The sequence below is a fragment of the Taurinivorans muris genome, from assembly GCF_025232395.1.
Taxonomy (GTDB): domain Bacteria; phylum Desulfobacterota; class Desulfovibrionia; order Desulfovibrionales; family Desulfovibrionaceae; genus Taurinivorans; species Taurinivorans muris.
Genome location: NZ_CP065938.1, coordinates 271,461 through 285,886 on the forward strand (window position 1 = coordinate 271,461; position 14,426 = coordinate 285,886).

The window sequence follows — 14,426 nt, forward strand, 5'->3', positions numbered from 1 at the left end:
AGGTCTTCATATGGAAATGGTATTTGATTTCATCGGTCTTTTAAATAATGTCGGGGCTTTTCATGCGATATCCGTGACGCTTTTCATGGCGTTTGCCGCAACGTCCGTATCTGTCTGCTTCGGCGTTGTTTTTGGGCTTTTGTTTGAAAAATACCATTTCCCTTGTAAAAACATCGTACTGCGTGTCAATAAGACACTGATGGGCGTGCCGCCCGTTGTTATGGGGCTTGTCGTATATATGCTCGTAATGCGGCGCGGACCGCTTGGAAGTTTCGAACTTCTTTTTACCATTCCCGGAATGATTATCGCCCAAGTGCTTATCATCACACCCATTATTACGGGAATGGTTCATACTGTCGCCCAAAAGCAAGCCCCGCAAATGCGGGCTTTTGCCAAGAGCATGGGAGCTAATGAAAGACAGACGTTTTGGCTTGTTATCCGTGAATTGCGTTCCGAGATGTATTTTGCGGCGGTCACAGGCTTCGGGCGTTCCATCAGCGAAGTCGGTTCCGTCATGCTTGTAGGGGGTAATATCAAAGGCAGCACAAGAACCATGACAACAGCGATTTCTTTGCTGAAAAGCCAAGGTATTTTCACTGAGGGCATTTTTCTTGGCGTCGTGCTGCTTCTTATTTCCTTTTTCCTGCAGCTGCTTGTGGATTATTTCAGAAAAGAAGAGAATATCAATGAAAATTTCTGATTTGCAAGCGAAATTGGGCGATTTCACGCTGGCAGTCGATACGCTTATTTTGGAAGAGCGTAAAATTCATGCTTTCATCGGTTCAAATGGCTGCGGCAAGTCGACTTTGGCAAAAATCATCATGGGAATTTTGCCGTATCGGAAAGGGGAAATCGATTTTGAGGGCTTGCAGGTTCATGATATTGTTTTAGCTTCGCAAAAACCGTATATGCTTCATGAAACCGTTCGGGAAAATATCGTATATCCTTTGAAAATCCGCAAACAAAAAATTTGTGAAGAAGAAATTGATTTTTATTTGAATGAATTTGGTATTTTTGAAAAAAAATTCGAGCACGCGCGGCAGCTCTCGAGCGGGCAGCAGCAAAAAGTTTCCATTATCCGCGCGGTTATCGCAAAGCAAAAATTCATTGTCATTGATGAAAGTTTGTCAAACTTGGATATAGAAAGCATAAGCACTGCAAAGAATATGATTAAGCGTTTGCATGCCGAATCCGGTGTGACTTTTGTTCTTATCAGCCATCAAGTGGCGAGCATAGCGGACTTGGTCCATGAATATCATTTTTTTGACCGGGGCGAACATATCCTTTCATGTGATTTGGAAGGATTGAAACGAAGCAATCATGAAAAAATCAAACATTATATGCAGCTGCAGTCTTTGCTTTAAGAGGTGGATATGCATTTATTGACTGTTGACACGCTGGAACAAGCCCAAAATAAGATTTATTCATATTTGGCGAAAAATGAATTGAAAACGGAAAAAATCGCTCTTACGCAGGCATTTCAATATATTTTGGCGGAAGATATTCATGCCCCTTTCGCTGTGCCTCATTTTCGGCGTTCCACTGTTGACGGATACGCGATACATTCCCTTGATACCGTCGGCGCCGGAGAAAGCATTCCCTGCTTTTTGAAAGTCCTTGGCGCGGTTGAAATGGGAGAAGAAAATCGGTACACGGTCAAGCGCGGCGAATGCGTTTATGTTCCGACCGGCGGCATGCTTCCAAATGGGGCGGACGCAATGCTCATGATTGAATATGCGGAGAAATTCGGTGAGAATGAAATTGCTTGTTATCAAAATGTGAAGCATAATCAATATGTTGTCGATGTCGGTGAAGATATTCCTGAAAAAAGTTTGGTTTTGGAAAAAGGCACAATCCTGCGTCCTCATGAAATCGGGGTGCTTGCGTCATTGGGTTTGGCGGAGGTTTTGGTTTATGCAAAGCCTACGGTTGCCATTATTTCTTTGGGTGATGAAATTTTGCAGGCAGGCGAGCGTTTGGAAGCCGGGAAAATTTATGATGTCAATACCTATGGCTTATATGCCCAAGCTGTGAAATTCGGTTTTGCCGTGCAGGAATATCATCATGTCAAAGATGATAGGGAAGCTATTTGCCGTATATTGGAAAATGTTGTTCACCATGTTGATATTGTTTGTGTTTCAGGTGGAAGTTCCCAAGGCGAAAAGGATTTTACGGCAAGTTTGCTCGCCGAAATTTCCACAACTGGTATTTTGACGCACGGCATTGCGGTAAAACCCGGAAAACCTACAATAACGGCATATGATGAGAAAAATGCTTGCCTTTTGCTCGGTTTGCCAGGACATCCGGTCGCCGCTATGCTTTTATTTGAATTGCTGGCTGCGCAGGTATATAGAAAACTATGGCAAGTTTCGCCTATTGTGCAGATCACGGCGAAAATGGCGTGTAATTTTCCAAGTGCCGACGGTCGTTTGACGTGTCAGCTCGTTCAGCTTGAGCGGGAAGGGCATGAATATACCGCAATCCCCATTTTTGGCAAATCCGGTGTTGTTTCTTCGCTTGCAAAGGCGCAGGGCTATATCCTTGTGGGTATGAACAGTGAAGGCGTAAAAAAAGACGAGCAAGTCTGCGTGTATTTAATATAGGTGCGAAATGAAAAAAAGAAATTTATATTTAAATGTCATTCCCGTGGAGGAAGCGCTTGACAGCTATCTTTCCGTCGTGAAAAAGCGTGTTCCGCTAAAAACGGAAATTATTCCGGTTGTTCAAGCCTTGGGGCGGGTGACGGTTTCTGCCGTTTATGCGAAATATAATTCACCGTTATATAATTCTGCGGCAATGGACGGCGTTGCGGTTGTTTCACAAAAAACAAAAGATGCTTGTGAGCTCAAGCCGCTTGTTTTACAAAAGGAAGATTTTCTTGTTGTGGATACCGGCGACCCTGTCCATGAACCTTTTGATGCTGTGATTATGGCTGAAGATTTGATTGAAACGGATGACGGCGGACTGCAAATCACAGAGCCGGCCATGAGCTGGCAGCATATTCGCCCGGTGGGAGAAGATATTGTCGCCCATGAATTGATTTTGACAAGCAATCACAAAATCCGCCCTATGGATGTCGGCGTGCTTCTTTCCGGAGGCATTACCGAAATAGAAGTCTATAAACAGGTTAATGTGGCGATTTTTGCTACCGGTACGGAAATTATCGAACCTGACCAAAATATTGCCGACGGTGTCATCATTGAATCCAATTCCCGTATGTTTGAGGGCTTGGTTGCGGAACAAGGCGCAAAACCTTTCCGCCTCGGAATTTTGCAGGACGATTATGCGCTTATCCGCGATAACGTAAGGGAAGCTTGTGAAAAATTCGATGTTGTTATTGTCAATGCAGGTTCAAGCGCCGGAACGGAAGATTTCACCGTGCATGTTTTGCGGGAGCTTGGAGAAGTTTTTGTGCACGGGGTTGCCATAAAGCCCGGAAAGCCCGTTATTTTGGCAATGGTTGGCGATAAGCCGGTTGTCGGTTTGCCCGGTTACCCCGTATCTGCTTATGTTTGTTATCAAAATTTTGTACGTCCTCTTTTGAACCATTTGCAGAATTTCGCTGAGGAAAATAGGGAAACTGTTCGGGCTTTTCTTTCCAAACGTTTGGTTTCCAGTTTGAAACATAAAGAATATGTGCGGGTGAAAGTCGGCAAGGTCGATGATAAAATCATTGCGACGCCACTTGCGCGAGGGGCAGGGGCTGCCATGAGCTTGGTGCGTGCCGACGGTTTTTGCATTATTGAACAAAATCAGGAAGGATTGGATGCTGGCGACAGCGTGACGGTTGAACTTTGCCGTTCTTTGAAAGAAATTGAAAATACGGTTGTTTCTATCGGCAGCCATGATTTGATGCTTGATATTTTGGCGGATATGCTTCCTAACAAATATAAAAACATGTATCTTTCAAGCAGTCATGTGGGAAGTTTGGCGGGGCTTATGGCTTTGAAACGCGGAGAAGCCCATATGGCTCCCATTCATCTGCTTGATGAAGAAAGCGGAATATACAATATTCCGATGATAAAAAAATTGTTTACAGGCGGCTGCCGGCAAATGGCTTTGATAAAAGGGGTCAAACGCGTGCAGGGTTTTATTGTTCCCAAAGGAAATCCTGAAAATATTTCCGCAATGAGCGATGTGGCAAGGTGCCGTTACATAAATAGGCAAAGCGGTGCCGGAACTCGTGTGCTTTTCGATTATTTGCTCAGGAAAAACGGAATTTCTTGCGAACAGGTTAATGGCTATGATAAAGAGGCTGCAACGCATATGGCGGTTGCTGCATTGGTGCAAAGCGGTGCTGTTGACTGCGGAATGGGTATTGAATCCGCAGCTAGGGCAATGAATTTGGATTTTGTGCCGGTAGGCTTTGAAGAATATGATTTTGCCATTGAGCGAAATAATCTTGATTTGCCCCATGTCAAAGCATTCATTGACGTTTTGAAGAGTGAAGATTTCAAACAAAAAGTAATGCGGTTGGGCGGGTATGAATTTTCCGCTTGCGGCGAAATCGTTTCTGTTTCTTAAGACTGCTTGTATAAAACTATTTATCATTGCACAAAACAATGTTTTTGGGTTTGAAATTAGTTATAATCGCTTTTAACCGTTTTCATGTTGACGATTAAAATTGCTTGATGGATGTGCTATAACAATATTTTGGAACAGGCTATTATTTTTCTTGACAGCGTTCAAAAAATTGTATAAATAATATTGCTCAATGTGTGGAGAGGTGTCCGAGCTGGCCTAAGGAGCACGATTGGAAATCGTGTGTACTCAAAAGGTACCGGGAGTTCGAATCTCCCCCTCTCCGCCAGAACAATTTTCAAAGAAGCCCTATGTTTTTCGCATAGGGCCTTTTTTGTCCGCTTTAGCATAAAAAAACACCAGCTAAGCTGGTGGAATGAAAATCTTTAGATACAAGTCTGTCCTCCTTTGATATGTTTCAATGTGTTAGTCAATCTAAACCAAAGAAGGAAAGTTTTTTATGAATGAGAACCAGAGCTTATCTTATACCAAATGGAATTGCAAATATCATATTGTGTTTGCACCAAAATTTCGCCGTAAAGAAATTTATCTGAAAATAAAAAGTGATATAGAAAAAATTTTAAGGTAACTTTGTGACCAGAAAAAAAGTAACAATAATAGAAGGTGAGATGTATGCAGATCATGTATATATGTTAGCAGCAATTCCTCCAAACGTAAGCGTATCTTCATTCGTGGGCTATGTGAAAGGAAAAAGTGCACTGATGATATTTGATAGACATGCAAATCTAAAATATAAATATGGTAACAGACATTTTTGGTGCAGAGGCTATTATGTTGATACCGTAGGATGCAATAAAAAAAATATCGGAATACATTAGAAATCAATTGAATGAAGATATAATCAATGACCAAATGACATTCAAAGAATATTTTGACCCGCTTACGGGCAGTAAGAATAACTAAGGCAATAGGTAAGCTGCTTTAGCAGCAGCTTGTGGATGAAATGCGATTGGCGAACACATTCAAAGCACCTTAAGGCGCAAGCCAGTTCCATGCCCTTCTAGAGCTTGAGAAAACCACCCGCTCAGCGGGTGGTCATTATTATAGTTTCATTCGTGAAGAAATAATATCAGCGTTTTCTAAAGCATCTTCTAGCCACCTTAAAAAATCTCTTAATTTTTCTTCTTGAGCGTGTTGTTCAATTTCTTGCCAGTAATTCTGCCAAAATTCTATTATTTCATTTAGTTCCCTTTGCCAACGCTCATCATTTTGTTGTTGTTCCCATGTTCTTTGCAAGAACATAAGAAATTCTAAGTGTTGCTGTTGTTGCTGTTGATTTTCAAAAAATTTTTGTTTCCTTTGTCTTAAAATTTGTTCATGATTTTGTTTTTCTCTGGCTAACTTTTCATTTTTTAGAATTTTTTGTAATAGTTCGTCATCAGTTTGATTAGAAACATCACCTTCTGAAAATAAAGCCAAAACAGCCATTATAATTAACATATCCATAATTATATCCTATTATGAAAAATAAAGGTTAATACGTCATTGCCTCTGCCAATTCTTACTTTTATGGGCTATTCGTCATATCCTCCCTGTAAATATAAAAAGATTTCTCAATCTACTATATACTATTTTTATTTCATTATATGAGTCTAAAATAGAAATCACACCAAGATTTGACATTTTTTTGAGAAAAATTTTATTTTTTCAAATTTATTTCACAGTTTTTATACCGTTGCGACAACACCTCAAACTTATTGTATTAAATACAAAAAAAACGAGGTGTGTATGTCACAAGGAATATATTTGGCGGACGGCACATTTTTGCCCTTTGTAAGCGAAGATTTGAAAACGGAAATTGCCAGCCGTCAGAACGCAAGTTTTTTTAATTATGAATGGTTGGAGCAGCTGCCCGACCCTGACCCCATTTTGCGCAAAACCGGCGATGATGTCAGAGTTCTGGCGGATTTGTCCGCGGATGAGCAGGTAACAACCGCCATGACCAGCCGCAAAAACCGTGTTTTGAGTTCGCAGGATTATGGGTTTTCCGCTGCGAGTTTTGACGGTGAAAATGCTTCTGACGCCGCAAGGCTTGTCTTTGATAAGCTGACCAAAGACTTGGAACGCCTGAATATGCGCTCTCTTATTACCTCTATTTTGGACGCCCCTTTTTATGGCATGACTCCTCTGGAAATCATGTGGGAAGCGTCAGAAAATTGGTGGCACATAAAAGATATAATTGCCCGCCCCTATTATTGGTTTGCTTTTGATGAAAACAACAAGCCCTTTTTCAAAGGCGACTATTACGGAGCAGTCAAAAAAGATTATCTCCCGGCGGGCAAATTTGTTTTTGCAGTCTATAATACAAGTTATGACAACCCTTACGGAATCCGTTTATTGTCCCGCTGCTTATGGGCGGTTTCGTTCAAGCACGGCGGAACAAAGTTTTATGCCAAGTTTATTGAAAAATACGGCTCCCCCTGGGTAATCGGCAAGGCTTCCCAAGGGGCGACAAAGGCGGAAAAAAGAGAAATTGCCGCTAACTTGGCGCGCATGGTCGAGGACTCCGTCGCCGTTATCCCCAAAGGAGCGGAAGTTGATTTAATTGCTCCTAATGCCAATACAACCACCATGTTTGAGGATTTTCTTGCAAGGCAGGACAAAACTATTTCAAAAATCCTCATGGGGCAGACCCTCACCCTTGAAATGGAAGGCAAAAACAACAGTCAGGCGGCAGCCACCACCCATGATGATGTGGCAAAAGGCATAGCGGAAGCGGATAAAGCCCTTGTCTGCGAAACCATGTACGAAATCGCCTGGATTTATACCCTGCTCAATGCGGGCGAACAAGTTCCCGCGCCGATTTTCTCCTATCAGGAGCCTAAAAATTTGCAGGAGCAGGTACTGCTGGACAAAGATTTACATTCCCTGGGCGTGCGTTTCAATCACCAGCATTTTGTGAAAGAGTACGGCTTGAAAGCTGATGAATTTACCTTGGTGGAAAATCGGGAGCAATTCAGCAGTCCTGAAAATACTCCTGCTTCATTCTCGGCTGGTGTGAAAAACAATCATTATAAAGGGGCGGTCAAACACCAGCTTGCTTTTGACAGCGCCTTAAAAGAACTCCTGCCCGAAGCATTGCGGGCAAACCAAAAATTTTTAGACGAATTATTGCAGGCGGTCAATAACGCCGCTGATTTTGAAGAACTGGAATATGCTTTGATTGAGTTCTTAGGCTCGCAAATGGAAATGTCCGACCTTGAGGATTTTCTTGCCCGGGCGCTGACCAAGGCGGAACTCTTTGGTTTTTATTCGATGGATAGGGAACATAATGAAAAGAAAAGTTAACATTGTGCAGGATGCACAAAGCCGCGCAGCGCGAGTGAAGCAAGAACCACGCTTCTTGCAAGCGAGAGCGAGTGTATCACAGGATGTGATACCGAGCGTCATGGAGAAGTCAGAAGAACAACCTAACAAGGCAGGTAAATAATATGGCTATTACAGTGTTGGGCGAAGGCGCAAATCCCGAAGAAGCCATTGAATACTGGAAATCCAGAATACCGATTTCCAATAAGGAAATAGCCGCTCTCACCAAAGAAGCAAAGGAACGCGCCTTTTATGTGGCAGGTCTGGCAAAGCTCGATCAGGTCAATTTAATCCATAACGAATTATTGAAAGCCTTGGAAAACGGCACAACGCTAAAAACGTTCAAAGAAAATATTGCGGAAGTCATCAAAAAGCAGGGCTGGGATAAAAGGCGTATTGAAACGCTTTTTCAAACCAACATGCAGACCGCCTATCAGGCAGGACGCTGGAAAGGCGTTCAAAGAACAAAAAAATACTTGCCGTATCTGGAATATTCCAGCGTGTTGGATACGAGAACCCGTCCCGCCCATTCAGTTCTGCACGGCATAGTTTTTCCCGCTGACCACCCGTTTTGGGACAGCCACTATCCGCCCAACGGTTTTAACTGCCGCTGCACTGCCGTTCAGCTTTCCGAATATCAGGTGAAAAAAGAGGGCTTGGAGGTTCAGAAAGAACTTCCCAAAAGCTTCGAATACACTGACCCGAGAACAGGACTCACCCAAAAAATTGTCAATCCTCAGCCCGATCCGGGTTTTGCAAATAATGTGGGGAAAAATTGGTGCTCCGAATTTACGCCGCAGGAAGTTGACCCGAAAAAAGTCAAAGACATAAACGTTACGCCAAAATGCCCAAAAAATAAAAGCAATTTCTCAAGTTTTCATTCAGAGGGTTCTGACTGTACTCCGCCATTAAAAAATTTACCGAAGAAAAACAGAATACAAATAACAAACAAGGATTTATTGCCTGCAACGCTGAAGGATGAAGAGTATGTTTTGGCGTTTTTAAATGAGTTCGGGCTGAAAGGGCTGGAAGATTATTTATGGTATAAGCCGAAGTTTTTGTCGTCGGCTCTGCGTATAGACAAGCAGCTCTTTATAGATAAAGCCACCGGTAAATATAAAGCAAATAAATTTAATCGTGGACAATATATGAAAGTGTTGGCTCAGGTTATTAAAAATCCCTATGAAGTCTGGCGGGTGCCTGTGCAGTTATCCGGAAAATTCACAGAATCAATACGTCTTATCCGTGTTTTTGATTTGAATGATATGCCTTTCGGCGGATTTTCTGTTTTCAATCTCATCCATTCGGGAAGATACTGGAGTGGAGCAACAATATTTTCACCTAAGACAATAGATTATTTAGAAAGACAACGACAAGGGATATTACTTTACAGAGAAGATGGTAAAGGATTTTTACAATAAAAAATGCTTGGTAAGTGTGTGCTTCCAAGCATAGATAACATCCTTCATTACGATCGTGCACACACACGTTCAGGATTCGCTACCTTTTTTATAATATAATCATTTTTCACAACAAAGTCAAATAAAATCCAAGGAAAAGGAGAACACATGGAAAAATACACGGCAATCGCAAAAACAGGCACATTCAGAGACAGCGAAGGACGCAGGCATACCTTCACCAAAGGAGATTTGGAAAAAATTGCCGGCAATTACAATGCGTCGGAAACGGACGCACCCCTTGTAATCGGGCATGTCAAAAGCGATTCCGCGCCTGCTTACGGCTGGGTGGAAAAACTTTTTTGTGAAAACGACAAACTCTTTGCACAGTTTTCATACGTTAGCGACGACGTTAAAAATCTAGTGTATAAAGGGAGTTATAAGAATGTTTCCATGTCCGTTGATATGGAAAATCACCGGCTTCTGCATGTTGCGCTTTTGGGTGCGGCAGCGCCTGCCATAGACGGATTGGGAGCTATTAATTTGAGCTCTGATAACGGGATAAGCATTTTTAGCAGAGACAGTGAGGGACGAAAGTGAATTTTTTTTTGCGGTTAATTAGGGGATGTTTTCACATGTAAAAGATAACCATTATATTATGTGAGCATATTGATTTTTTCAAAAAAAATATGGCAGACTTGACACTAATATATATTTAGGGATAATCTATTAAATGAAATTATAATAATTATGAGGAAGGGGAATGCTGTACAGCCATTATACCATTCAGTGCAGGTTTTTGGAGTCCGGAACGTTAAATGTATTTAAAGGCTCTGCATTAAGAGGGGCTTTTGGATATGCTTTGAAACGTGCCGTATGCACAGTCAGAGAAAAAGAATGTGCAACCTGCATTTTGCATGGTCAGTGTTTATTTGCAAAGTTTTTTATGGAACAAAAAAATAATGAAGAGGGGAAAAATCCCAGCATTCCTCACCCTTATGTTATAGAATTTCCTCAAAATCCTAAAAAAGCGTATTTGGAAGGAGAAGAATTTGCATTTTCTTTAATTTTGCTTGGCAGCATATGTGAAAAACTCCCATTTATGGTTTATGCTTTCGAACTTATGGGAAGTAAAGGTATAGGCAGAGCGAACATTGAAACATTTAAAAATGCTTCTTTTGAAATTGTTGGCATACAAGCCGTTCATATACAGGGAGAACCACAAATTTATGATACTGTTAAAAAACAGCTTTTATATGTTCCAAATCCTGCCGTATTGGAATATCCTGCTTCTAATTTTTTACAGAGTGATACTCTATCCCAAAAAAATCAGAAATTAACCGTATTCTTAGAAACACCTTTAAGATACAAGTCAAATAATGTTCTTTATTCCAAACTGGATTTTGAAGCTTTATTCAAACTTATGATGCGGAGAACCTACTTTGTTTTTAAAGAATTCGGTGAAAAAGAACTTGAAATCGATTATGCGGATCTTTTGCAAAAAGCTAAAAATATCGATATAATTGAAAGCAATATTCAATGGAAAGATCAAAATCGTTATTCCTCAAGACAAAAACAGGCATTAAAGATTGGCGGCTTAGAAGGGTGTATTTCTTTTAGGGGTGATTTTACAGAATTTATTCCATTATTAAACTTGGCAACATTGCTTCATCTTGGCAAACAGACCAGTTTCGGGTTAGGTAAAATACGATATCAGTTGGAAGACATTGCATAATAAAAGGAAAGGTCATGAAACGTATTTTACTTGCCGTATGCGGAAAAACGCCTCAAATTATAACTGAAACGCTTTATGCTTTATGGGATAAAGGAGAATTTCCGCAGGTAATTAAAATTTTTACAACAAGGACAGGTAAGGAAGCTCTTTATACAAAACTTTTGGATCCTGCACGCGGTATTTTTTATAAATTTTGCGAAGAATATGAGATAGAAGCAGAAGAAATTGAATTTTCGTGGAAAGATATTCTTGTTCCTCGTGTTAATGAAATTGAAATTGAAGACATTTTGACAGAAGAAGATAATTTCGCTTTTTTGCAAGCTGTTCTTGAAGAAACATTTTATTTTACAAGCGATCCCGATACGGCAGTATATTTTTCTTTGGCGGCAGGTCGAAAAACCATGGGGGCGTTTTTTACTTTGGCGGCACAGATTTACGGACGTTGTCAGGATAGATTGTACCATGTTTTGGTTCATTCTGACTTTGAATACAGTCCTCATTTTTATTATCCACCAAAATCGCCTAAAAACATTGAGCTAATAAACAGTGCCGGTGAGAAGTATTATAAAAGTACAGAGTATGCAAAAATTTCTTTGATTAACATTCCGTTTTTCAGCGTTCGTGAAAAATTTAGTGCCGAAATGTTGAAAAAACCTTTTTTACCGCAGGAGCTTATGGCTTTGCTTGAAAAAGCCGAAGAACCTAAATTGAAACTCCATATTCGTTCCTGCAAAATAGAATGGCAGGGAAAAAGCATGACATTACCTGTTGCATGGTTTACCTTATATCTGTTTTTTATCTTGTGTAGAAAACGTGTTATGGATAATAAAAACTGTTATCTTGATATGTTGGAAATCGAAAACTGCAAAGAGGAAATTGCTTCTCTTTACCATAAAATCATTCAATTCATGCCTAAAAAGGAATTGCCCCGAAGTGACACGGGCATTATTGCTTTAACTGCGGAAAATATCCGCAGCTACAGAAGTAAAGTTAATGCCAAAATACATAAAAATTTTGGTCAGCTGAGCGGTGAGAAGTTTAGTATCTGCTCTTTTGGACAAAAACCAAACACAAAATATGGTTTAAACCTTATGCCTCATTTAATTGAGATTATAGACGAAGCAGGTGAAAAATGGGAATAGACATAACAAATCAATGTATCATTGTAAGCGCATTAATGCATGATATCGGCAAATTTGCCCAAAGGGCGGAACAAAAGTCAAGCAGACAGCTGGAAAGCGCCTATTGTCCAGTATATAATGGAAAAACAACCCACAAACATGTGCTTTATACAGATTTTTTTATAGAATCTGCAGATTTTCCTTTGCCTCATGAATTGCAGGAACACAGAAGCAGAATCGCAAGGCTGGCAGCTGTCCACCATAATCCGGGGGTTTCAAATGAAAACAGCGAAAAGTTGCTTGAAGAGATTATCCAAAAGGCTGACTGCTTTTCTTCCGGTTTGGACAGGCTTTCAAGTGAAGAAGAGAATAATTATAAAAAAACACGCTTGGAATCCATTTTTTCCTTTATTGAACTGAGAAAGCCAAATACGCAAAAAAAATATCATGTATTGCAGAAGCAAGGGGAAGCAAAGGCACTTTTTCCTTGCTCTGAAAAAGAAAATAAAACAGGCGACTATGAAAAACTTTTTGCGGATTTTGTCAATACCTTAAAGAAAATCCCTTTAGACCAAGGCTTTCAAGCTTATCTGTCTTCCCTTGTTTCTGTGCTTGAACAGTATACATATTGCATTCCGTCTTCTACTTATAAATCAGACCCTGATATTTCGTTATACGACCATTCAATAACAACCGCTGCCATTGCCCAAGCTTTATGGGCTTGCTGTGAAGAAAATAGAAATATCCCTTTAGGCAAACAAAGTTTTTTACTTTTTTCCGCTGAATTTTCCGGTATTCAAAAATATATTTTCAGCGGCAAAACAAGCACTGGCACAGCAAAAATTTTACGGGCACGTTCTTTTCATTTGCAGGCGCTTACCCGCTCCATTATTTTGCATACCTTGGATACATTATCTCTAAGCCCTGTTGCAAAAATCATGGACGCAGGAGGAAAATTTATCTTGCTTTTGCCTGATACCCCAAGGACAAAAGTCCTTATGCGGGAGATTATGCAGGAAATTGAAATCTTTTTTGCCCAAACATTTAAAGGGGAATTAAAAGCCCCTCTTGCTCTTCTTCCGGTAACTCAAGGTGAAATGAAACAAGAGCGTTTTCTTGAAAAGCTTGATGTATTAAATGATGAGCTTGAAACAAATAAGTTTAAAGCGTTTCAGCACTATTTTGCTGAATATCCGGCTGTATTCGATATAGAATACAATAAGGGAATTTGTTCATACTGCGAAAGGAATAGGACTGAAGATGAAGACCTTTGTTCAGAATGTAAAAACCTTATTGAAATAGGAGAAGCAATTCCAAAATCCACTTTAGGGCTTTTCACAAAAAACAAGCCGCCTAAAAATTATGCATTCTTTAAACTCATAGGCGGTATTTCTCTTGTGCTTGACAACGGCGGCACATTCGCCAAGTCAGACATTGAACAGGCGCTTGACTGTATTAATTTAAAATCTTTTGGAAGCTATACGCGTTATCCCATTGCCGGATATATTCCCCGCAAAGAGAAACGTCCTAAAGATTTTGAAGAATTGGCGGACAGTGCCGTTATCCATGAGGAAAACCGCTGCGTTTCCATGCTTGGAATACTGAAAGCCGATGTGGATAATCTGGGTTTTATTTTCAGTTTGGGTTTTAAAAACAGATTGTCTGTTTCCCGCTATGCCCAGCTATCCAGAATGTTAAATGCTTTTTTCAGTGAATATTTGGTGCAGGTAATAGAGGAAAACAATTTCAACATTTATACCGTTTTTATGGGCGGGGATGATTTACTTGTGCTTGGTGCATGGACGGATATTTTAGCCTTTGCCAAAATATTGCATACGGATTTTTCTGCATTTACCGCAGAAAATAAAGACATAACACTTTCAGCGGGAATTGCCTTTGTAAAGCCAAAACTGCCTGTTTCAAAGTTTACGGCAATGGCGGAAGAAGCCCTTGAGCAGTCAAAAGCATATCAAAAAAACGGGCAAATGAAAAATGCCTGTACGCTTTTTGAAGTAACTTGCCCTTGGACTGAATTTGATAAGCAATGCAAAACAGGAAAAGACCTTGAAGATGCTTTGCTGCAGAATAAACTTACCCAAGGCTTTGTACGGCGTTTATTATCGTATGCGGATGATTGTAAACTCTTTATGGCAGAAGGAAAAATCCGCCATGGTTTATATGTTTCGCATTTGCAATACGATATGGCAAGAAATATCAGTGATGAGGACGTTAAAAAACAAATTGCGAAAATAACACAGGCTGAAGAATTTGAAAATTCACGCATAGCAATCAGTTATGCACTGTATAAAACACGAAATGCATAAG

At 40.4% G+C, this 14,426-nt stretch carries 11 protein-coding genes, 1 tRNA gene and 1 pseudogene; 12 read left to right on the forward strand and 1 reads right to left on the reverse strand.

The annotated features are described in order from the left end of the window. The first annotated feature begins 10 nt into the window (after positions 1 to 10). The 6 genes and pseudogenes from JBF11_RS01190 (at position 11) to tnpA (ending at position 5,445) form a co-directional block, all read left to right on the forward strand. Positions 11 to 700: an ABC transporter permease gene (locus JBF11_RS01190; protein WP_334315565.1), complete on the forward strand. Its 690-nt coding sequence runs from the start codon at positions 11 to 13 to the stop codon at positions 698 to 700. After that, positions 687 to 1,364, forward strand: a complete 678-nt coding sequence (locus tag JBF11_RS01195) for an ATP-binding cassette domain-containing protein (RefSeq protein WP_334315566.1) — start codon at positions 687 to 689, stop codon at positions 1,362 to 1,364. Before JBF11_RS01190 ends, JBF11_RS01195 begins: the two co-directional genes overlap by 14 nt. A 9-nt stretch (positions 1,365 to 1,373) precedes the next feature. Continuing rightward, positions 1,374 to 2,603, forward strand: a complete 1,230-nt coding sequence (locus JBF11_RS01200) for a molybdopterin molybdotransferase MoeA (RefSeq protein WP_334315567.1) — start codon at positions 1,374 to 1,376, stop codon at positions 2,601 to 2,603. Positions 2,604 to 2,610: 7 nt separating this feature from the next. Continuing rightward, a complete protein-coding gene (locus JBF11_RS01205; protein ID WP_334315568.1) occupies positions 2,611 to 4,524 on the forward strand; it encodes a molybdopterin biosynthesis protein in 1,914 nt (637 codons plus the stop codon). Positions 4,525 to 4,720: 196 nt separating this feature from the next. Beyond that, positions 4,721 to 4,810, forward strand: a tRNA-Ser gene (locus tag JBF11_RS01210). A 171-nt stretch (positions 4,811 to 4,981) separates the two neighbouring features. After that, positions 4,982 to 5,445 (forward strand): annotated as a pseudogene (gene tnpA / locus JBF11_RS01215) (IS200/IS605 family transposase). A 138-nt stretch (positions 5,446 to 5,583) separates the two neighbouring features. On the opposite strand, the gene JBF11_RS01220 reads toward tnpA, so the two are convergent. Continuing rightward, positions 5,584 to 5,988 carry a hypothetical protein gene (locus JBF11_RS01220; RefSeq protein WP_334315569.1) on the reverse strand — a complete coding sequence of 135 codons (405 nt, stop codon included), beginning with the start codon at positions 5,986 to 5,988 and terminating at the stop codon, positions 5,584 to 5,586. Between the two features lie 282 nt (positions 5,989 to 6,270). Here JBF11_RS01220 and JBF11_RS01225 point away from each other — a divergent pair, with 282 nt between their 5' ends. From JBF11_RS01225 to cas10, 6 genes are all read left to right on the forward strand, one after another. Next, entirely contained in the window at positions 6,271 to 7,830 is a 1,560-nt protein-coding gene (locus JBF11_RS01225; RefSeq protein WP_334315570.1) for a DUF935 domain-containing protein, read from the forward strand. Between the two features lie 143 nt (positions 7,831 to 7,973). Next, on the forward strand, positions 7,974 to 9,269 hold the full coding sequence (locus tag JBF11_RS01230) for a phage minor head protein (RefSeq protein WP_334315571.1): 1,296 nt from the start codon (positions 7,974 to 7,976) through the stop codon (positions 9,267 to 9,269). Between the two features lie 147 nt (positions 9,270 to 9,416). Continuing rightward, complete coding sequence (locus JBF11_RS01235; RefSeq protein WP_334315572.1) at positions 9,417 to 9,845, forward strand: phage protease; 429 nt, start codon at positions 9,417 to 9,419, stop codon at positions 9,843 to 9,845. Positions 9,846 to 10,008: 163 nt separating this feature from the next. Then, positions 10,009 to 10,980: a CRISPR system precrRNA processing endoribonuclease RAMP protein Cas6 gene (gene cas6, locus JBF11_RS01240; protein WP_334315573.1), complete on the forward strand. Its 972-nt coding sequence runs from the start codon at positions 10,009 to 10,011 to the stop codon at positions 10,978 to 10,980. Positions 10,981 to 10,994: 14 nt separating this feature from the next. Continuing rightward, complete coding sequence (gene csm6 / locus JBF11_RS01245; RefSeq protein WP_334315574.1) at positions 10,995 to 12,122, forward strand: CRISPR-associated ring nuclease Csm6; 1,128 nt, start codon at positions 10,995 to 10,997, stop codon at positions 12,120 to 12,122. After that, positions 12,113 to 14,425, forward strand: coding sequence for a type III-A CRISPR-associated protein Cas10/Csm1 (gene cas10, locus JBF11_RS01250; protein WP_334315575.1), 2,313 nt, complete (start codon positions 12,113 to 12,115; stop codon positions 14,423 to 14,425). Before csm6 ends, cas10 begins: the two co-directional genes overlap by 10 nt. The last annotated feature ends 1 nt before the right edge of the window (position 14,426 follow it).